Annotated in this window: 18 protein-coding genes; 5 read left to right on the forward strand and 13 right to left on the reverse strand. The window is 66.6% G+C overall.

What is annotated here, in order from left to right; translation table 11 throughout:
- Positions 1-3 precede the first annotated feature (3 nt).
- Positions 4-546, reverse strand: a complete 543-nt coding sequence (locus MJ122_RS04260) for a hydrolase (protein WP_239742480.1) — start codon at positions 544-546, stop codon at positions 4-6.
- A gap of 300 nt (positions 547-846) precedes the next feature.
- Here MJ122_RS04260 and MJ122_RS04265 point away from each other — a divergent pair, with 300 nt between their 5' ends.
- Positions 847-1,656, forward strand: a complete 810-nt coding sequence (locus tag MJ122_RS04265) for a hypothetical protein (RefSeq protein WP_239742482.1) — start codon at positions 847-849, stop codon at positions 1,654-1,656.
- Between the two features lie 305 nt (positions 1,657-1,961).
- Here MJ122_RS04265 and MJ122_RS04270 read toward each other — a convergent pair whose 3' ends face one another.
- The 4 genes from MJ122_RS04270 to sbcD form a co-directional block, all read right to left on the reverse strand.
- Positions 1,962-2,453, reverse strand: a complete 492-nt coding sequence (locus MJ122_RS04270; protein WP_275590595.1) for a DNA starvation/stationary phase protection protein — start codon at positions 2,451-2,453, stop codon at positions 1,962-1,964.
- Between the two features lie 349 nt (positions 2,454-2,802).
- Complete coding sequence (aac(6'), locus tag MJ122_RS04275) at positions 2,803-3,258, reverse strand: aminoglycoside 6'-N-acetyltransferase (RefSeq protein WP_239742486.1); 456 nt, start codon at positions 3,256-3,258, stop codon at positions 2,803-2,805.
- Positions 3,258-6,722, reverse strand: coding sequence for an AAA family ATPase (locus MJ122_RS04280; RefSeq protein WP_239742488.1), 3,465 nt, complete (start codon positions 6,720-6,722; stop codon positions 3,258-3,260). The genes aac(6') and MJ122_RS04280 overlap by 1 nt, the downstream gene beginning before the upstream one ends.
- A complete protein-coding gene (gene sbcD, locus MJ122_RS04285; protein WP_239742490.1) occupies positions 6,719-7,939 on the reverse strand; it encodes an exonuclease subunit SbcD in 1,221 nt (406 codons plus the stop codon). The genes MJ122_RS04280 and sbcD overlap by 4 nt, the downstream gene beginning before the upstream one ends.
- A 133-nt stretch (positions 7,940-8,072) precedes the next feature.
- On the opposite strand from sbcD, the gene MJ122_RS04290 reads away from it, so the two are divergent.
- Complete coding sequence (locus MJ122_RS04290; protein WP_239742492.1) at positions 8,073-9,437, forward strand: TAXI family TRAP transporter solute-binding subunit; 1,365 nt, start codon at positions 8,073-8,075, stop codon at positions 9,435-9,437.
- Between the two features lie 115 nt (positions 9,438-9,552).
- Positions 9,553-10,560 carry a nucleoid-associated protein YejK gene (yejK, locus tag MJ122_RS04295; RefSeq protein WP_045210626.1) on the forward strand — a complete coding sequence of 336 codons (1,008 nt, stop codon included), beginning with the start codon at positions 9,553-9,555 and terminating at the stop codon, positions 10,558-10,560.
- A gap of 83 nt (positions 10,561-10,643) precedes the next feature.
- Here yejK and MJ122_RS04300 read toward each other — a convergent pair whose 3' ends face one another.
- On the reverse strand, positions 10,644-11,552 hold the full coding sequence (locus MJ122_RS04300) for a hypothetical protein (RefSeq protein WP_239742494.1): 909 nt from the start codon (positions 11,550-11,552) through the stop codon (positions 10,644-10,646).
- A gap of 185 nt (positions 11,553-11,737) precedes the next feature.
- Here MJ122_RS04300 and MJ122_RS04305 point away from each other — a divergent pair, with 185 nt between their 5' ends.
- A complete protein-coding gene (locus tag MJ122_RS04305; protein ID WP_239742495.1) occupies positions 11,738-12,664 on the forward strand; it encodes a DUF4344 domain-containing metallopeptidase in 927 nt (308 codons plus the stop codon).
- Here the strand turns inward: MJ122_RS04305 and MJ122_RS04310 are convergent.
- The 4 genes from MJ122_RS04310 to MJ122_RS04325 all read right to left on the reverse strand — a co-directional run bounded on the left by MJ122_RS04310 (position 12,645) and on the right by MJ122_RS04325 (position 15,203).
- Positions 12,645-13,580 carry a glutathione S-transferase family protein gene (locus tag MJ122_RS04310; protein WP_239742497.1) on the reverse strand — a complete coding sequence of 312 codons (936 nt, stop codon included), beginning with the start codon at positions 13,578-13,580 and terminating at the stop codon, positions 12,645-12,647. The two genes, MJ122_RS04305 and MJ122_RS04310, sit on opposite strands and share 20 nt — an antisense overlap.
- 63 nt (positions 13,581-13,643) lie before the next feature.
- The gene (locus MJ122_RS04315; protein ID WP_239742824.1) at positions 13,644-13,949 is read right to left on the reverse strand and encodes a GIY-YIG nuclease family protein; all 306 of its coding nucleotides are present in this window, start codon (positions 13,947-13,949) and stop codon (positions 13,644-13,646) included.
- The gene (locus MJ122_RS04320) at positions 13,946-14,647 is read right to left on the reverse strand and encodes a glutathione S-transferase C-terminal domain-containing protein (RefSeq protein WP_088419549.1); all 702 of its coding nucleotides are present in this window, start codon (positions 14,645-14,647) and stop codon (positions 13,946-13,948) included. The genes MJ122_RS04315 and MJ122_RS04320 overlap by 4 nt, the downstream gene beginning before the upstream one ends.
- A gap of 73 nt (positions 14,648-14,720) precedes the next feature.
- On the reverse strand, positions 14,721-15,203 hold the full coding sequence (locus MJ122_RS04325) for a nuclear transport factor 2 family protein (protein ID WP_239742498.1): 483 nt from the start codon (positions 15,201-15,203) through the stop codon (positions 14,721-14,723).
- Between the two features lie 124 nt (positions 15,204-15,327).
- On the opposite strand from MJ122_RS04325, the gene MJ122_RS04330 reads away from it, so the two are divergent.
- The gene (locus MJ122_RS04330) at positions 15,328-16,284 is read left to right on the forward strand and encodes a helix-turn-helix domain-containing protein (protein WP_239742501.1); all 957 of its coding nucleotides are present in this window, start codon (positions 15,328-15,330) and stop codon (positions 16,282-16,284) included.
- 132 nt (positions 16,285-16,416) lie between these two features.
- On the opposite strand, the gene pcsA is transcribed toward MJ122_RS04330, so the two are convergent.
- The 3 genes from pcsA to MJ122_RS04345 all read right to left on the reverse strand — a co-directional run bounded on the left by pcsA (position 16,417) and on the right by MJ122_RS04345 (position 19,432).
- A complete protein-coding gene (gene pcsA / locus MJ122_RS04335; protein ID WP_088419543.1) occupies positions 16,417-17,112 on the reverse strand; it encodes a phosphatidylcholine synthase in 696 nt (231 codons plus the stop codon).
- 433 nt (positions 17,113-17,545) lie between these two features.
- Positions 17,546-18,322: an amino acid ABC transporter ATP-binding protein gene (locus MJ122_RS04340; protein ID WP_239742504.1), complete on the reverse strand. Its 777-nt coding sequence runs from the start codon at positions 18,320-18,322 to the stop codon at positions 17,546-17,548.
- Positions 18,323-18,334: 12 nt separating this feature from the next.
- On the reverse strand, positions 18,335-19,432 hold the full coding sequence (locus tag MJ122_RS04345; protein ID WP_017522366.1) for an amino acid ABC transporter permease: 1,098 nt from the start codon (positions 19,430-19,432) through the stop codon (positions 18,335-18,337).
- Positions 19,433-19,446 lie beyond the last annotated feature (14 nt).

Below are 19,446 nucleotides of genomic sequence, written 5' to 3' on the forward strand. Positions count from 1 at the left end.
AGGTCAGCGGATGAACTGCTTGCTGATCTCGCGGAAGACTTCCGTCCCCGCACGCTCCATCCACTCGAAGGCGACCATCTCCCGCGAGACGATCACCGCGCCGGACTGACGCATCCGTTCCAGCGCCAGCGCCTTGTCCTGCGGGCGACGCGAGCCGACGGCCTCGTCCACCACGAACACTGCGCGGTCCTCGGCCAGCAGGCCCAGCACCGTCTGCAGCACACAGACATGCGCCTCGGTGCCACACACCACGAACTGCCGGCGGTCGCCGCCGTGCAGTTGCAACAGGCCCGGATCAGCGACAGCGGAGAAGGCGATCTTCTCCAGCACCTCGGCCGGCGCCAATGCCTCGCGCAGCGCCGGCACCGTCGGACCGAGCCCTTTCGGATACTGCTCGGTGGCCAGTACCGGCACGCCCAGCCGGCGCGCGACGGCCAGCAGCCAGGCGCTGTGCTCAAGCACCGCCTCGTTGTCGTGAATGGCCGGGAACAGGCGCTCCTGGATATCGATGATCAGCAGGGTCGAAGCCTGGGCGCGCAGCAGCATCGGGGTTGTCCTCCTTGGGTTGGCAAATGTGTTGTCGTTCCGTGAGCCCGCACTGTCAACCGTTATCGGCCACTTGGCAGGCGACGCGCCAGGACGCACCCTATGCAGGGCCAGTACGACGCGACCATCGACCCTGGGTTCGGCACAGCACGTGGCCCCGAACACCGCTGCGGGAATGGGAGCTGTGCGCCACCGGCGGCCGGCCTGTCGAGGGCGAGGCAACCGCTCGACGAACGCCCACATGAACAACAGCAAGGACAGCGAAAGCCGCTGCCTTCCCACACGCTCAAGGAGCACCCGATGTACCCCATAAGGAAATGGACCTGCGCCGCGCTGCTCGCCCTTGCCGGCAGCGCCGGCGCGGCGGAGCGCACCGCGCAACCCTGCGATGACACCACCTTGCAGTCCCTCGCCGGGCTGCTCGGCCAGCAAGGCTGGCAGGCACCGGAGGCCGCAGCGGAAGGGCCGGTGGTCGCCGCCGCCTGCAAGCCCTGGCCGGACGATCCGCAGTTGCGGGTGGTAGCCGTGGCCTACCGTGCAGCAGGCGACAAGGCCGAGCCGGGCGAGCGCAACCTGAACCTGCTGGTCGGCCAGTTCGACACGCGCAGCGGCACGCTGGTGACGCGAGTCGACGACAGCATCGGTGAGGACGCCATGGTGGAGATCGACAGCTCGAGCCTCTGGCTGGACACCGCGCGCTATCGCCTGGCGCCCAACGTGCGTGGCTTCGGCCTGGTCATTGGCAGCGTGGCGCGCGGCGCGAGTTGTCCGGACGCCTGGTCCTACGACGACTTCAGCCTCTACGCGCCGCAAGGCGACACGCTCAAGGAAGTGTTCCGCACTTACCTGCGGCAGTGGACGACGCTGGAAGGCTCAGTCTGCGGCAGCAGCGACAAGCTGGTCATCGAACGCTCGCAGCTCACCCTCGCCATGGGCAAGGAGAGCCACCACGGCTATGCCGACCTGATCGTCAGCGCGAAGGTGCAAGGCGAGCACGAAGGCGATGCCGTCGGCGCGCCGAAGACCGTGAGCACCACCGTCCACTACGACGGCACGCGCTATCCGTTCGAGGAGTTCTCCACCTTCTGGCAGAGCAACCCAGCCCGGTAGGAGCAACTGTCTTCTTCTGAAAAACCACGCCTGTGCTTCCCTCTCCCTAACCCTATCCCTGGGAGAGGGGAGCAAAGGGGGCAGCCTGAAACCAAGGCGTCAGCCGGCACGGGCGGCTCCCTCTCCCTTCGGAGCGGGGCGCGCAGCCAGGGCGGGAGAGAGGCTGGCCGGCACCACATCCCATGCGAAGCGGACTCTGGCTGCGATCGGCATCCGCCGCGCCTCGGTATTCCGCGTCCCGATAGCCATGAAAAACGCCGTGCCCCTGGCAGAGGCACGGCGCGCTTCTGCAGCAAGCAGCAGAATCAGTGCCCGGTCACATCTCCACGGCGGCTGGTCTCGAAGAGGAACCAGGTGCGCTGCTCGGTCTCGTCGATCCAGTTCTCGATCAGGCTGGCGGTGGCGATGTCGTGGTACTCGTCGCACAGGTCATGGACCTCGCGCATGTAGGAGGTCAGCGCTTTGTTGTCCTCCTGCAGTTCGGCCAGCATGTCCAGCGGCTGGACGAACTCGGCATCGTTGTCGAGGATGCGCTTGAGCTTGGCGATGTGACCGATGGAGCGAATGCTGTTGCCGCCGATCTTTCGGGTGCGCTCGGCGATGGCGTCGGTCATCGCGAAGATCTCGGTGGCGTGATCGTCCAGCAGCAGGTGGTAGTCGCGGAAGTGCGGCCCGCTGACATGCCAGTGGAAATTCTTGGTCTTCAGGTACAGCGCAAAGACATCCGCCAGCAGGCGGTTGAGCGCAGCCGACAGATCGCGGGTGGCATTCTTGCTCAGGTCCGACGGAGTGGCCAGCGCAGGGGCGCGGCGCGGAGCGGCTTTTGCCGCCGCGGCTTTTGCTGCGGTGGGTTTGGCGGCAGCGGGCTTGGCAGCCGCCGGTTTGGCGGCGGCAGGTTTTGCGGCAGGTTTTGCGGCAGGTTTGCTGGCCGCTTTGGCAGCCGGCTTCGCGGCGGGCTTGGCCGCTGCGGGTTTCTTCGGAGCCGATGCGGATTGCTTCATCTCAAATCACCTCTACGAAAGATCACGATACCTGTGGGTGCCGACTCGGGCGCGATTGGCTGAGTTGCGCGGTCTTGAGCCTATCTCGCCTGGCGTCGATTGCAAGTTGACAGCACTGCCGCACTCGCGTTCCGCCTGATATGGATCAATCGTGGAGCGGCTTTCTGAAGTACACGACGCGCTCGGTTTCGACGAAGCCCAACGCCCGGTGCAAGGCATGGCTGGCGGTGTTGTCGAGCGCTGCATCGGAGGCGAAATCCACGCAGCCGCGCGCACTGCCCCAGGCCTGTACCGTGTGCACCAGAGCGCGCGCCACGCCCTGTCGGCGGGCGTCATGGCGCACATGGATGCCTTCGAGAAACAGCACCGGCGAGCCTTCCGTGCCATTCACGTAATCGCGGCGCACCGAGGCTTCCGCCAGCCCGAGCGCCCTGCCCTGCTCATCGCGGGCCAACCACGCGCCGTAGCGCTGCGGCTGCGCAAGAATGTCACCCGCTTCATCGAGGAACTCCTCGACATGATCGCCCGGCCAGAGCTGCAGGCGCAGCTCGATCCAGTCGGCCAGATCGTTCTCGTCGCATTGGCGCGTCTGGATCTTCATCAGGCTTTCTCCTGCTCGGTTCGCTCCGGGTTGAAACGGAAGCGCGCATCGAGCTGGCTGTAGCCCATGCCGACGCCCTTGTGCACCTTGAGCTGCACCGGAATGCGCTCCTTCAGCGCCTCGACGTGGCTGATCACGCCGATGGTCTTGCCCGTGGCGTTGAGGCTGTCGAGGGCGTCCAGCGCCACCTCCAGGGTTTCGCCGTCGAGGGTGCCGAAGCCTTCATCGAGGAACAGCGAATCGATGCTGGTCTTGTGGCTGACCAGGTCGGACAGCGCCAGCGCCAGCGCCAGGCTGACCAGAAAGCTCTCGCCGCCCGACAGCGTCTTGCAGTCGCGCGCGGTGTCGCCCTGCCAGGTGTCCACCACTTCCAGTTCCAGCTCGCCATCGCTGCGCCGCGCCAACTGGTAGCGACCATGGAGGCGTTGCAGTTGGCGATTGGCGAGGTGCACCAGGTGGTCGAGGGTCAGGCCCTGGGCGAAGCGTCGGTAGCGCGCGCCATCGGAGGCGCCGATCAGGCTGTTGAGACGCTGCCAGAGATCGTGCTCCTCCTCCTGCCGGGCGATTTCCGCGAACAGGCTTTGCTGGCTGGCGCGACGGCTGTCGTCGCCCTGCAACTGGGCGCGAATCTCGCCCTGGCGCTGGCCGAGTTCGCGCAGCTGCGTGACAAGCGCCTGCAATTGCTGGTCGAGCTCTTCCAGCGGCAGTTCGCCGTGGGGCTCGGCCTGCAGGCGCTCGACGTCCTGCGCCGCGGCGGCACGCAAGGTGACGGATTCGGTAATGGCCGTTTCCAAGCGCTGGCGCAGCTGGCTGAGTTCGCTGCGCTGGGCATCGTCCAGCAGCGCGGCGAGGTAGGCCGTCTCGTCGGCGAAGGGACTCGCGGCCAGTGCCTGCTGCCAGCTCGACTGGCGCTGCGCAAGGCGCGCCTGCTCCTGCTCCAGCCGTTCGGCCAGGGACTGCTCACGGCCCTGCAAGGCATCGGCCTGGCGCTGGGCGGCGGCCAACTGTTCCTCGGCCTGCGCCAATGCCTGTTGCGGCGCTGCCTGCGTCACCAGCGCCTGACGCGTATCGAATCCGGCAGCCTGCCAGCGCTGCTGCCATTGCGCGGCGATCTGTTGCGCCGCACGGGCAGCCTGTTCGGCATCACGCTCGGCGACGGCCAGTTCCTGGCTGCGCTGCTGGTCCTGCTGCCATTGCTGCCATTCCGCCGTGCGCTCGGCCAGCCACTGCTCGCCGTCTTCCGGCATGCCGTAGCCCAGTTCGCCCAGTGCGGCGGCGAGTGCCTGGTCCTGCTGTTGCAGGTCCGCACGCTGAACCGCGAGTTGCTGCGCGCGCTCTTCCTGGCGCTGGCGTTCGTGGGTCTGGTGCTGGTCGAAGAGTGCCAGCTGCTGCGCGGCCTCGGCGTGATCGCGCTCGGCGCGCTGGCGTTGCTGCTGCACCTGCTGAAGCTGGGCCCGTAGCGCTTCCAGCACCTTCAGTTGCTGCTGCAAGGCAGCCAGCGAAGCCTCATGGCGCTCGCGTTCGGCACTGAGCTGCTGGTCGTCGTCAAGCGCGATCCCCTGCGCTTCGCACTGTTGCTGCCACGTCTGCTGGTGCTGCACCAACGCCGCCTGGGCTTCGTCCAGCTGACGCTGCCCCTGCTGCAGTTGCGCATCCAGTTCGGCCAGCTCGCCGCGCAGGGCGATGCCCTGGCTTTCCAGCTCGGCCAGTTGCTTTCGCGCCTGCTCCAGCGCCCTCTGGGTGGACGACACATCCAGCGCCTGGTAGGCCGCCACCGCCGGGTGCTCCGGCGAGCCGCACAACGGACAGGCCTCGCCCGGCTGCAACTGCGCACGCAGGTGCTCCAGCTGGTGAATGCGCTGCTCCTGCTGCAGGAGTTTTTCCTTGTCGGCAACCTGCTGCTTGGTGGCCTGATAACGCTCACGCAGCGCGACGATGGCCGTGTCGCGCTCGGCCTTTTTCTGCCGCAGCGCATCCAGTTCAGGCTGCCAGCGTGCCAGCTGCGCAGTGGCCTGGGCGCGGGCCTGGGCCAGTTGCTCGAGACGGTCGAGCCCACGGCTTTGCAGCTGTGCCTGTTGCGCACGCTCGCGCAACTCACCTTCGCTGGCGCCACCGAGCAGGGCTTCGAGCTGCTGCTGATGCTGGCTTTCCTGCGCTCCAGCCGATTCGAGCTGCTGCTGCATGAAGGCGACATTGCCTTGCAGCGTCTCGCGCTGTGCGGTCGCTGCCTGCAAGGACTGGTCGGCCGTCTGTGCCTGCCGCTGCAGGTCGGCAATGGCCTGCGCAAGACGCGAGCGCTGGGAGAATTGTGCGCGCCAACCGCCGAGCAGCTCGCCCAGCCTGGCACGCTGCGGATGTTGCGCCAGACGCGCCTGAAGCGCCTGCCGCTGTTCGCTGACGGCCTGGTATTCGTCCTCGCGCGCCACCTGTGCCTGCTGCGCGTATTGGCTGGCTGCCCACATGGCCTGGGCGATTTCCTCACGGCTGACGGCCTGCTGCGAGCGGTTGTCTTCCCGCGCCGTACGGCATTGTTCGACACTCTCGTGGCTGCTGCGCCAGGCCTGGTGCAACGGCTGCAGGCGCGCGGCGGGGTCGCTGTCTGCCAGGCGTTGCAGATCAGGTTGTGCCTGCACCAGCGCCTGGCGCGCGCTGGCCTCTTTCGCGCCGGCCTGTTCCACCTGCTGCTGCGCGCGGGTCAGGTCTTCGCGCCAGCGGCGTTGGGCCTGAACGGCCGCGTGCTGCGCCTGCAAGGCAGTTTCCTGCGCGGCGGCGTCACGGCCCTGCTGTTCCAGTTCGCCACGCTGTTCGGCGCCGAGCAGTTCGAAGCCTTCGGCGCGGGCGCGCAACTGGTCCAGCGCGCCGCGCACTTCACGGGTACGCTCGAACACGCGCTGGGAAATCAGCCCGTAGATTTCCGTGCCGGTGAGTTCTTCCAGCAGCTCCGCACGCTGGTTGGCGTTGGCCTCGAGGAAGGCAGCGAAACCGCCCTGGGCCAGCAGCATGGATTTGGTGAAACGCTCGAAGTCCAGGCCCGTGAGCGTCTCGGTCTGCTTCAATTTGTCGTTGATCTTGTCGGTGAGAATCTGCCCCTCACCGGTGGCGCGGTCGATGCGCACCAGTTCCACCTTCGGCGCCTGCAACGCGCCCTCGGCCTTGTCGCGCGCGCGGCGCTGGCTCCAGAAGGCTCGGTAAGGCTGGCCCTTCACCTCGAACTCCACCTCGGCGAGGCAGTCGGCGGTGTGGCGGGTCATCAGCTCGTTGCCGCTCTGCGACAGGACGCTCATGCGCGGCGTGCGGTGGTAAAGCGCGAGGCAGATGGCATCGAGCAGCGTGGTCTTGCCCGCCCCGGTGGGCCCGGTGATGGCGAACAGGCCATTGCCGGCGAAGGGCTCGGCGGTGAAGTCGATCTTCCACTCGCCCTTGAGCGAGTTGAGGTTCTTCAGGCGCAGGCTGAGGATTCTCATGGACGCTCCTCCTGCAGGTCAGCGACGACCTGGCGGTAGAGCCCGGTCAGGCGCTCGCGCAGCGGCGCCTCCAGGTCCTCGGCGTCGAGGCGCTGGCGGAACACATCCTCGGGGCTGAGTTCGTCGAGGGTTTCCTTGGCCTCGCTGAACAACGCCGCCTGCGCGGCACCGCGCTCGCGGCGGGTGCGCAGGACGATCACCGGCAGGTCTTCGCAGAGTTTCTCGACGCGCAGCTGGATGTCGCTCAGGTAGTCGTCGGTGTGCACCATGACTTCCAGCCAGACCGGCCGCTCCACGCTGCCTTCGCGGGCGACGCGGGCCAGTTCGGCGGGCAGCTCGGCGAGGCTGCCGGACACCGACTTCAGCGGCTGGAAGCGCGGCACCGGCAGCGCGGTGACGCTGCGCAGGCCGCTGTCGTCCAGGTCCACCAGCAGCACTTCCTTGCCCTGGGTCGCTTCGTCGAAGCTCAGCGCAATGGGCGAGCCGCAGTAACGGATGTGCTCCAGACCGCCAACTTTCTGCGGCCGGTGGATATGGCCGAGGGCGATGTAGTCCGCCGCCGGGAAGGCGCTGGTCGGGAAGGCTTCCAGGGTGCCGACGTAGATTTCCCGCACCGATTCGCTGGCGCTCGCGCCGACTGTGGTGAGATGGCCGGTGGCAATGATCGGCAGTTGCCGGCCGAGCTTTTCGCGTTGCGCCGCGGCGCGCTCGAACAGCTCGCGGTAATGCGCCTGGATCGCCTGCTGCAGGGCCAGCTGCTTGTCCTGCGCGCTCTGCCCGGCCTGGCTGGTGAGCACGTCGCGCGGACGGATGAAGGGAATCGCGCAGAGGACGGCGCCTGGCTGGCCATCACGCTGCGGCAGCACCAGCAACTGGCGATCGAGGTCGGTGCCGACGGCAGCGATCACCTGGGTATCCAGGCAGGCCAGCAGATCGCGGGACTCCTCCAGCATCGCCACCGAGTCGTGGTTGCCGCCCAGCACCACCAGGCGCGCGCCGGTATCGCGCAGCTCGACGATGAAGCGGTTGTACTGCTCGCGGGCATAGCTGGGCGGCGCGCCGGTATCGAACACGTCGCCGGCGATGATCACTGCGTCCACGGCCTGCTCGCGCACCTGTTCGACCAGCCAGGCGCAGAACGCCTGGTGCTCGGCCTCGCGGCTCTTGCCCATGAAATGCTGGCCCAGGTGCCAGTCGGAGGTGTGGAGAATGCGCATGCCCTGAAGTCCGCAGCCGTGTTTCGAGGCTTGCGATGATAGCGGTTTGCACCTTGCCGATGGCGGATTCGCCGGCCGCCCTCGCCCAGGCTGGCTATCTTTTCAGAACGGAACGCCGTCACAAGGACTCCCCATGCAACGCCTTCTGAACATGCTCAAGGACCTCGCCATCCTGGTGCGCGCCAACCTCTGGCTGGTGCCGGTGCTGGCCGCACTGGTCGCCGCGGTCTTCTACTTCGTCGCCCCGCCGCCGCCGATGAGCGCCACCCTGGCCACGGGCGCGCCGGGTGGCGGCTACGCGGTGTTCGGCCAGCGGCTGAAGGAGGAGCTGGCCAAGCAGGGCTTCGACCTGCACCTGGTGCGCACCGCAGGCTCGCGGGAGAACCTCGGCAAGCTGCTGGACGGCAACAGCGGCGTGGACCTGGCGCTGGTGCAAAGCGGCCAGGAACTGCAGCTGGAGCCCAAACAGCGCGCCCACCTGCAGACGCTCGGCGCGGTATTCCAGGAGCCGCTGTGGCTGTTCCAGCGTCGCGAAGCGAAGATCGATCGCCTGGCCGACCTGCTCGCCCTGCGCGTCGCCATCGGTGGTTCCGGCAGCGGCACCCAGGCGGTGACCGAGGCCATCCTCAAGGCCAACGAGATTCCCACCGATCCGCTGCCCGCCGGCTGGCAGGCTCGCGGCGGCAATGCGGTGGCCAACCAGTTGCTGGCCGGGGAGCTGGACGCCGCCTTCTTCGTCGGCCCGGCAGAGAACCCGCTGATCCAGCGCCTCGCCGCCAGCCCGGACCTCAAGCTCACCGGCTTTCGCCGCGCCCATGCCTATGAGGCGCGAATTCCCTTCCTCAAGCGCGTGGAGGTCAGCGAAGGCCTGCTGAACCTGGCGCAGAACGTGCCGGACCAGGACCTCGCCACCCTGTCGCCGGTTGCTACGCTGGTGGTCAATGGCGACTTCCACCCGGCGCTCACCCCACTGATCCTCGAGGCGGCGCGCACGGTGATGAAGAGCGGCAGCCTGCTCGATGCGGCGGGCGCCTTCCCCAGCGCGGAGCCGCGCACCCTGGCGCTGCAGGAAGACGCCGAGCGCTACTATAAGAGCGGCCCGCCGCTGCTGCAGCGCTTCCTGCCGTTCCGCATCGCCTCCCTGGCGGACCGCTACATCATCCTGCTGATCCCCTTCATCGCCATCCTGATCCCGCTGATGAAATCCATCGGCCCGCTGTACCGCTGGCGTATCCGCGCACGCATCTACCGCTGGTACCGCTACCTGCGCGAGATCGACCGGCGCCTGGACGAGCGCACCGGCAGCGCCGAGCTGAGCACCGAGATCGAGCGCCTGGAGCAGCTGGAGGCCGAGCTGGCCAAGGTCGAGGTGCCGCTGTCGTACTACAACGAGCTGTACGAGCTGCACCTGCACCTGAACTATGTGATCCGCCGCCTGCGCCAGCTGCGCCGCAACCGACGCGAGCGCGACGAGGGGCTGGCGCCGGCGGCGGACTAATCGGCGTCGCGCATCCCGGCGCCTTGTCGGGTAAACTCTGGCGTTTTCCAATCCGCCCGCCCCGCCGCCGCTTCGATGCGCGCGGCGGCGCCGGCACTGAACATCCGGGTCCGCCATGCCGATTCGCCACGCCATCGTCCACCTGATCGACAAGAAGCCCGACGGCAACCCCGCCACACTGCACGCGCGCGATGCCGAGCTGGGCGACTCCCAAGCCATCGAGAACCTGATGGCCGATCTCAACGAAAGCTACAACGCCAAGCCGAACAAGGCCTGGGGCCTGTTCCAGGGCGAGTCCGGCGCCTACCCGTTCAGCGGCTGGCTGAGCGAGTACCTGGACAGCGGCAAGGACTTCGTCGCCTTCTCCAAGCAGGCGGTGGAGCACCTGAAGACGCTGATGGAAGAGTCCAACCTCTCCACCGGCGGCCACGTGCTGTTCTGCCATTACCAGCAGGGCATGACCGACTACCTGTCCATCGCCCTGCTGCACCACAGCGAAGGTGTGGCGGTGACCGAGTCGCTGGAAGTGACCCCGTCGCGCCACCTGGACCTCGGCCAGCTGCACATGGCGGCGCGGATCAACATCTCCGAGTGGCAGAACAACAAGACGTCCAAGCAGTACATCTCGTTCATCAAGGGCAAGGGCGGCAAGAAGGTCTCGGACTATTTCCGCGACTTCATCGGCTGCACCGAGGGCGTCGACGGCCCGAGCGAGACCCGCACCCTGCTCAAGGCCTTCAGCGATTTCGTGGAAAGCGAAGACCTGCCCGAAGAACAGGCCCGCGAGAAGACCGACGTGCTGGTGGACTATGCCACCAGCCAGGCCAAGATCGGCGAGCCGATGGCCCTGGACGCACTCTCCGAGCTGATGGACGACCAGGCGCCACGCGCCTTCTACGACTACATCCGCAACAAGGACTACGGCCTGTCGCCGGAGATCCCGGCGGACAAGCGCACCCTCAACCAGTTCCGCCGCTTCACCGGCCGTGCCGAGGGACTGTCGATCAGTTTCGAGGCGCACCTGCTGGGCAGCAAGGTGGAGTACGACGAGGCCCGCGACATGCTGATCATCCGCGGTCTGCCGACCCAGCTGCAGGACCAGCTCAAGCGCCGCAAGGACTGAGCCCCGGTTGAAACGAAAAGCCCGTCTCGCGACGGGCTTTTTTGTGCGCACGGGAACTGGCATTTCCCGCGGGGCTGGTCTGATCAGCAGGCCCAGTCGATCTTCATGTCGCGGAAATCCAGCTGGGCGTTGCCGGTGCCGAAGTTGTAGCCGCCCAGGTATTCCTCGAAACCGATGTAGTACGCGCTGACGTCCGGCATGCCCTGCACCGGGCGCATGGTGCCGCCGATGTGGTTGGGCTGGTGGCCCTGGCTCCAGGCGTGCTCCCGGTAGTTGTCGCGATGAATGTCATCGTTTTCCCAGTAGTAGAACGACTGGTAATCGGTGCCACCGTACTCGTCGGGCTGGACCCCGGCGTTGGGGTCGCTGGCGCGCGGCGACCAGCGCAGCAGGTAGCGCGTCTCCAGTCCCGGCTGGGGAATGCCGCCGAACAGCCCGAACAGGTAGTCGCCCTCCTTCATGGTGGTGTCGAAGGTGCTCGCCGAGCCCGTCGCCAGCCACTGCGGCGCGGCTGTCTGCGCCAGTAGCGGATTGCCCGCAGGCAGTCGTGGCGGCTGGCAGGCGGCACCGTTGAATTCCGCTTCGGTCAGCAGGATCACTGCATAGGCGCCGCCGAGAATATCCTCCATGCGGTGCAGGCGCGGGTGGCTGGCGCGGCCGGCTTGCCAGAACGGCAGCAGATCTGGATCGGCCGGCGGCTGCTCGCCCGGCGAGACAAGCTGCTCGGCAATGCCATCGACCGAGTTCGGGCCGCCGTCGTTCTGGTCCGGCGACAGCGAGAAGAAACTCAGCGCAACGATCTCCGGCCCGTGCACCCGATAGTCCTCGGGCAGGCGCAGGGTGAAGCCGTGCATCAGCGGGTAACCGGTATCCGGGTCCAGCGGCCATTGTTCGAGTGTAATACCCGGCGGCAGGCCGAAGCACCAGCCCTGGAGCTCCTCCCCGGCGGCGGGCGTTGAATATTTCAGCAGTTCGATATCGTAGGCGTGCATGCGCGGCGTCCCTTCTCGTGCATTGAGTGTTCAGCAATGAGTGTCGTGCAAGGAGAGATGGACGATAGACTCCCGCGCCAGACGCCTCAAGCGACCTGTGCACAGTCTTCCGACAAAGCACCCCGCAGCCCCCGCGCTGCGGCTGCTAGAGTCAAATCAGGCGCCTCTCGCTCGCGGTGGCCGCCATGTCCGCCTTGAATGCTCTCCCTGTCGCTGCGTCTCCGCTCTCCGGGCAGCCCTGGCTGCACTGCTCATGCTTCGCACTGCTGTTGCTGCTCTGTACCCGCCTGCTTTTCGCCGACCCCGCACCGCAGCCACTCACGCCGAATGTCGCGCGCTTCGTGCTGGCCAACGCCGAGTTCAGTGTGATGCACGAGATGGGGCACGTGCTGATCGCCGAGTACGACCTGCCGGTGCTCGGGCGCGAGGAAGATGCGGCGGACCAGCTTGGCTTCATCCTGCTGTTTCACCTTTACGCGAAACTGCCGCGTGACGAGGTGGACGCGCGCCTGCTGGACATCGCCGACTACTGGCGGCTGGAATGGCAGACGCCCAAGCCGCCACCGGACCAGGTACTGGCGTGGGACAGCCACCCGCTGGACGAGCAGCGCTACTACAACATCGCCTGCCTGCTCTACGGCAGCGACATGGTGCGGCTGGACTGGCTGCCGCCGCTGATCGGCCTGCCCTATGAGCGGGCGGTCTACTGCGACCAGGAATTCCGCCAGGCGAGCAAGGCGTTCGAATGGATCCGGCACACGCGACGTGCGTCCTCGATTCAGCACCACGCGGCCTGGCGCCTGAGCTGGGACACGCCTTCGATGAATCCAGCGGACGCCGGGCCGCTGATCGCCCTGCTGCGCGATGGCGACCACTTGCAACTGATGGTCGACGAGGTCTTCCGCCTGTTCCGCCCGCCGCGCCCGCTGAACATTCGCCTGGTCAGCTGCGGCGCGCCGGACGCCTGGTACAACAGCAACAGCGGGGAAATGGCGCTCTGCTACGAGCGCCTGCAACACTTCCGCGAGATGGCCGAGAACCTGCCGCGCCTGCGTACGCCGGTGACGCGGCAGTGTCCCGGTCCGGCCGGACTCAGGCCTGGCGGATGCTGAAGCCGATGCGTGGGAAGTGTACGTGCACGGTGCCGGCGCGCTCGTCTTCGCGACGCAGGACCAGGCTCTCCAGCCCGACGTGCAGCAATTCGCCTTCCACCGGGTCGCAGCCGTAGTCGGTGGCGGCGATCGCCACGCGCTGGCCGGCCTCGAAGCCGTTGGGATCGACGAGGGTTTCCTCCGGCAGTGCCGCTGGCTGGCTGTCGCGGGCCACGGCAATGGCTTCCTCGGCGCTCATCTCGCTGGACGCGCCGTGGCCGAAGCCCAGCACGCGGCCAAGCCAGGCGGCGACCGACGGGTAGTCGTCCACCAGCGGCGCGGTGACCGGCGTGCCCTTGAGGAACCACAGGCAGTGGGCCAGGGCGAAATCGGCGATGGAGGGCTCGCCGAACAGGAAGTCGCCTTCTTCTCGCGCCAGTTGCTGTTCGACGCGCGCCATGAAAGCCGGCCACTGATGCTTGGCCTGCTCGGCCGGCAACCGGCTGGCGGTGCCGCCGCTGAACAGCTGGCTGCGGTCGGCGACGAAGGCCTGGAGGAACTGCGGCGGCAGCTTGCCAAAGCGCATGGCGATGGATTCGGGCTGGAACACCAGGCTGACGGCGTGCTGGAAGATCACCGAGTCGGCCCACAGGGCGAAGCTCGCCGAGGTGAACTCGTGGCCCTCGGGGAACAGCGCGGGCACGGCCTTTTCCTGCTCCAGGCGGCGGGCGATCAGCGCGGTGTCGCAGTAGATGTCGGCGCCGACCTGCAGCACCGGCGTCTTGCGGTAACCACCGGTAAGGGCCATGAGGTCCGGCTTGGGCATCAGCGGCGGGATGGTTACCGAGCGCCAGGACAGCTGCTTGAAGCCCAGCATCAGACGCGCCTTTTCGGCGAAGGGCGAAGTCGGGTAGTGGTGCAGGATCAGCTCGGACATGGGTGGCTCCAGCGGCCGGAAGGTGGTCCGGCAGCTTAACCCGTACGTAGGATGAGTCCTACCTCATCCCTCGGATGGCACGACATCCACGGCGCTGATGGTGAAGGGATTGGCCAGCACCAGGCGCTCCTTGGCTTTCTTGGTCAGCGCCTTGATCGCGCGCTCGCGGCGCAGGGCATCGCCCTTGCCGGGGCAGGCCTCGACATAGACCAGCGCCTGGGCCGGGCTGCAATGGAAGAAGCGCGCGCCCTTGCCGGTGCGATGGGTTTCGAAGCGCCGTTGCGCGTCGTCGCTGATACCGCAATACAGCGCGCCGTTCTCGGCGCGCACCAGGTAGACGAACCAGGGCTTGGGCTCGGCGGCGGTCACGACGCCCACACCCGCGCCTGCATACGGTCGCAGTAAGCGACCAGGCGCTCATAGCTACGCGCCATATCGTTGAGTGGGGTTTCCAGGGTGCTGAGGACGAGGTTGGCCAGCACACCGTAGGTCGCGGCATCGGCGCTGCACGGCTGGGCGCCGCCGAAGTACGGCAGGTCGCCGAGCATGCCGTCCAGGGCTTCGAGATCGTCTCGGGCGAAGCCCAGCAGTTCCTCGCGGCTGTGGCGCAGCAGCCCGCGGCCCTTGAGGTCACCGCGAATCTTGCGCTGCAGCATCGCACCCACCAGCGGCCGCAGCGGCGCGGGCACGCTACGCAACATCACGTCCTTCACCTGACGGAAGCCCTGTTCGTCCAGCCAGCGGAAGTACACCAGCAACGGCACCAGGTGCTCGTCGCACAGGCGAGTGATCGACACCGCCCAGCCACGACCACGGGCGTCGAGGCCGGCATCGAGGTCGAATTCGTAATATTGCTGCAGCGTGCGCATGATGATCGCCGTGTCGGCGACAGCCTTGCCGTCCAGCGTAATGAACGGCAGCTTGCCCTTGGGCCCCTTGCGCGGGTCCATCACGTGCTTGATCTGGTACTCCAGCCCGGCGAGGCGCAGGAAGGTCTCCAGCTTCAGGCAGAAAGGGCTGACATTGGGTACGTTGAAGGCGGGCGGGAACTGGAAAAGTGTGATCATGGCGGCGTCCGGCTCTCAGTCGCCTGTCATTTAAGCCTATCCCGCCGTCACGGGCGAGCCCGAAAGCCCGCGATCAGGCCTTCCCCACCCGTTGTGCGCGGTACGCCGCGAGGCTTTTGGCGGCCTGGGCGCGGATCGCCCGCTGCACCGGCGGCGCCCAGCCCAGCAGGGCGCCCTTGGCGCCCAGGGCTTGGCGCGACCACTTCCACAGGTCGAAGCCGTCCACGTGCTGACAGATCAATCCGTCGCGGAAGTGGAAATGTGCCTGGATGTGATTGATCACTTTCCGACCCGTCTGGGTGAAGGTGTAGGACGCCACCCAGCGTGCCGAACCGCGTGTCTCGTCGGCCTCGACGCCCTCATAGGTCAGCGAGAAATCCTGGGCACGGGCGGTGAGCATGCGCCACATGTCACCGGCCTCGGCGCCGCGCAGGTCGGTGAAGACCGGGTCGCTGAACTGCACGTCGGCGCTGTAGCAGGCGGCCATGGCCTCGCCGTCACGACGCTGGAAGGCCTGGTAGAAACGTTCGATCAGCTGGGCGTTGGGGTGGGCCATGGCGGGGCTCGTGTCGGGAAGGGTGGTCACAGTATCGGGACTGGATCGACTGGACACGATTGGCAATATCGACAACATTATGATCAATAGCGCCATCTCAGCCGCCAGCAGAAAGCGAGACGCCATGTTCAGGATAGCCCTGTTCGTCTGCCCGCAAACCCTGTGCTCCAGCCTTGGCCTGGCCATGGACAGCTTCCACCTCGCCAACCGCCTGGCCGGCGAGCACCGCTTCGAGGTGCTGCGGGTCAGCGCAGATGGCGCGCCGGTGGCGTTGCCCTTCGGCCGCGTGGAAGTGGAAGGCGGGCTCGACATTGCCGAGCAATGCGACCTGCTGCTGATTCCCGCCACCGGTGCGGATATCGACACCACCTTCGCTGCCAATCAACAGCTGCTCGACTGGCTGCGCCGCGCGCCCGCCAGCGTGCAGTTGGGCAGCCTGTGCAGCAGCGCCTTCCTGCTGGCCGAAGCCGGCGTGCTGGACGACCGCCGGGCGACGACGCACTGGGCGCTGGAAGCGACCTTCCGCGAACGCTATCCCCAGGTGCGGCTGGACATCGACGCCCTCTGCACCGACGACAACGGCTGTCTCTGCTCTGGCGGCGCACAAGCCGGCCTGGACCTGTGCCTGTACCTCATCGAGCGCCATGCCGGTGCTGCCCTCGCCCGCCGCGCGGCGGCAACTCTGGTGTTCGAACATGGACGCGGCCGCCAGCGGCGCTTCACCCCGCTGCTGCCTGACCCGCTGCCCGCCGGCTCACCACTGCAGCCGCTGCTGCTCTGGTTGGAAGACAATTACGCGCAGCCCTTCGACCTCGCCAGCCTGGCGCAGCGCGTGCACTGCTCCACGCGCACGCTGTTACGGCGCTTCCGCGAGCAGGTTGGGATGTCGCCGAACGATTACGTGCAACGCCTGCGCATTGCGTCGGCGCAGGAGGCGCTGGGCGATCCGGCGCGGTCGCTGGAGCGCATCGCCAGCGATGTCGGCTATGCCGACCGGGCGAGCTTCGCGCGCTTGTTCAAGCAGGTATGCGGGGAAACGCCGGGGGCTTTCCGGCAGAGACTGATGGGGCGGCAGGCGTAAGAAGCCCGGAAGGACACGGGACCGTAGGATGGGCGGAGATTGCGATACCCATGCTGCGATTGCACGGGTATCGATGGGTATCGCTTCGCTCCACACCATCCTACGAAGAAAGCGAACGCGGATCTGGGGGGCTCAGTTAAACCACTCCATTGCCGTGCGCCACACGCAGACGCCGACGAAGTAGGCCGAGGCTGCGAACCACAAACCGAGCAGCCAGGGTTGGTCCGTTGGCTGCTGGAGGATCAGCAACGCACTGCTGAGCATCCAGACGAAGGTCACGGCGATGTTCAGCGGCATGAACTGGCGCACGCGGAAGGGGTGCAGGAACTTCATGCGGGTCAGGGTCAGCGCGGCCAGCACCAGCACGGTGACGAAGCTCACCCAGGGATGCAGGTCGAGCACGAAGAAATACACCGCCACCACGTTCCAGGCGGCCGGGAAGCCGACGAAGTAGTTGTCCTTGCTCTTCATGTTGACGTTGCAGAAGCAGAACAGCGAGGACACCAGGATCACCCCCACCGCCAGCAGTTCGGTGTGCACCGGCAGCGGCACGTAGCGATAGATGAAGATCGCGGGGATGAAGACGTAGGTGAGGTAGTCGATCACCAGGTCCAGGGTCGAGCCGTCGAAGTGCGGCAGCACCGCCTTGACGTCGAACTTGCGCGCCAGGGTGCCGTCGAGGCCGTCCACCAGCAGCGCCACGCCCAGCCACAGCAGGCAGGCCTGGGGCTTGTTGTCGACCAGCGCAAGGAGCGCGAGCAGCGCGAGGATGACACCGCTGGAGGTCACCGCATGGGCGCTCCAGGCCTTGGCTTTGCTCAGGTTCATTGGCGATAGGATCAGGTTCACGTCGGCTCTCTTCCTTTGGACGGCGGGTGCAGGGGAGCTACCTGGAACGGTAGTCCATCCCTGACGAACCACTGCACATGGGAACACCGGGGAGGCGGCCGAGTTCAGCCGGTTTTTCTCACAGCGCACCGTGCGGCGGTGGAGTTGGCAGCATACGCCGTTGCGGCCTGGGCTTGCCATCGCGGGGGACGAGCGTGCGAACAGGTGGAGGACTGTGCGTGCGGCTACCCTCTCCCTAACCCTGGCTGCGCGCCCCGCTCCGAAGGGAGAGGGGACTGTCCGAGCGGGAGCAGGACTCAAGTCTGCACGGGAAACTCATAAAACATCAGGATGACTCTGCTCTCGCCACGCACGCCGAAAGGCTCCCTCTCCCTTCAGGGAGAGGGCTGGGGAGAGGGTACTTGCGCCGAAGTTAATGCAGGATCTGGCTGAGGAACAGCTTGGTGCGGTCCGACTGCGGGTTGTCGAAGAACTGGTCGGGCGGCGCCTGTTCGACGATCTCGCCCTTGTCCATGAAGATCACCCGATTCGCCACGGTGCGCGCAAAACCCATCTCGTGGGTCACGCAGAGCATGGTCATGCCGCTCTGCGCCAGGCCGATCATGGTGTCGAGCACTTCCTTGACCATTTCCGGGTCGAGCGCCGAGGTGGGTTCGTCGAACAGCATGATCTTGGGCTTCATGCACAGCGCGCGGGCGATTGCCACGCGTTGCTGCTGGCCACCGGAGAGCTGGCCGGGAAACTTGTTGGCCTGTTCCGGGATGCGCACGCGCTCCAGGTAATGCATGGCGATTTCCTCGGCCTGGCGCTTGGGCATCTTGCGCACCCACATGGGCGCAAGGATGCAGTTCTGCAGCACGGTCAGGTGCGGGAACAGGTTGAAGTGCTGGAACACCATGCCGACTTCACTGCGGATCGCCTCGATCTGCTTGAGGTCATTGGTCAGCTCGGTGCCGTCGACGACGATGCTGCCCTGCTGGTGTTCTTCCAGCCGGTTGATGCAGCGGATGGTAGTGGACTTGCCCGAACCGGACGGCCCGCAAAGCACGATGCGCTCGCCCTGCTTGACCTCCAGGTTGATGTCCTTGAGCACGTGGAACTGGCCGTACCACTTGTTCACGCCCTTCATGGTGATCATCACGTGATCGCCGATGGCCGGCTGTGCGGTCTTTTGGGTGGCTTCAGACATGACGATTCACTCCTAACGCTTGTGGCCGGTGTCCAGCTTGTGCTCCAGGTGCATGGAGTAGCGGGACATGCCGAAACAGAAAATCCAGTAGACGACCGCGGCGAACACATAGCCTTCGGTGGCCATGCCCAGCCAGGCCGGGTCCGCGGTGGCGCGCTTGATGCTGTTGAGGAAGTCGAACAGGCCGATGATGATCACCAGGCTGGTGTCCTTGAACAGCGCGATGAAGGTGTTGACGATGCCGGGGATCACCAGCTTGAGCGCCTGCGGCAGGATCACCAGGCCCATGGTCCGCCAGTAACCCAGGCCCATGGCGGCTGCGGCTTCGTACTGCCCCTTGGGAATGGCCTGCATGCCCCCGCGCACCACCTCGGCGATGTAGGCGGCCTCGAACAGCACCACCATCACCATCGCGCGCAGCAGCTTGTCCAGGTTCATCCCCTCGGGCAGGAACAGCGGCAGCATCACCGAGGACATGAACAGCACGGTGATCAGCGGTACGCCACGCCAGAACTCGATTGTCGTGACGCAGATGACCTTGATTGCCGGCATCTTCGAACGCCGCCCGAGCGCCAGCAGGATGCCCAGCGGCATGGCCCCGCAGATGCCGACCGCGGCGATCACCACGGTGAGCATCAGGCCGCCCCAGGCGCTGGTCGGCACGGTCTCCAGGCCGAGGAAGCCGCCGTGCAGCAGCCAGTAGGCCAGGATCGGCAGCGCCACCAGGAAGCCCAGGCCGTACTTCACCTTGTAGGCGAAGCGCTTGAGGAACAGCGGCGCCGCACCGAACACCACGAAGAGCACGGTGAGGTCCACGCGCCAGCGCAACTCCTCGGGGTAGAAGCCGTACATGAACTGGCCGAAGCGCGAACCGATGAACACCCAGCAGGCCCCCTCGCGGGAGCAGTCGGCGCGGGTCGTGCCGGTCCAGTCGGCCTTGATGATCGCCCACTCCAGCAGCGGCGGCAGGATCAGCCAGACCAGGTAGATACCGACCAGCGTCAGCAGGGTGTTGAACCAGCTGGAAAACAGGTTGGCGCGCAGCCAGGCGAGCACGCCCACGCTCATCGCGGGGGGCGGCAGGTCGGGCTTGAAAGTATGAGTAGTCATGGGTTTCTGCTCTC

This window comes from Pseudomonas sp. DP-17 (assembly GCF_022380625.1).
GTDB lineage: Bacteria > Pseudomonadota > Gammaproteobacteria > Pseudomonadales > Pseudomonadaceae > Pseudomonas > Pseudomonas nitroreducens_A.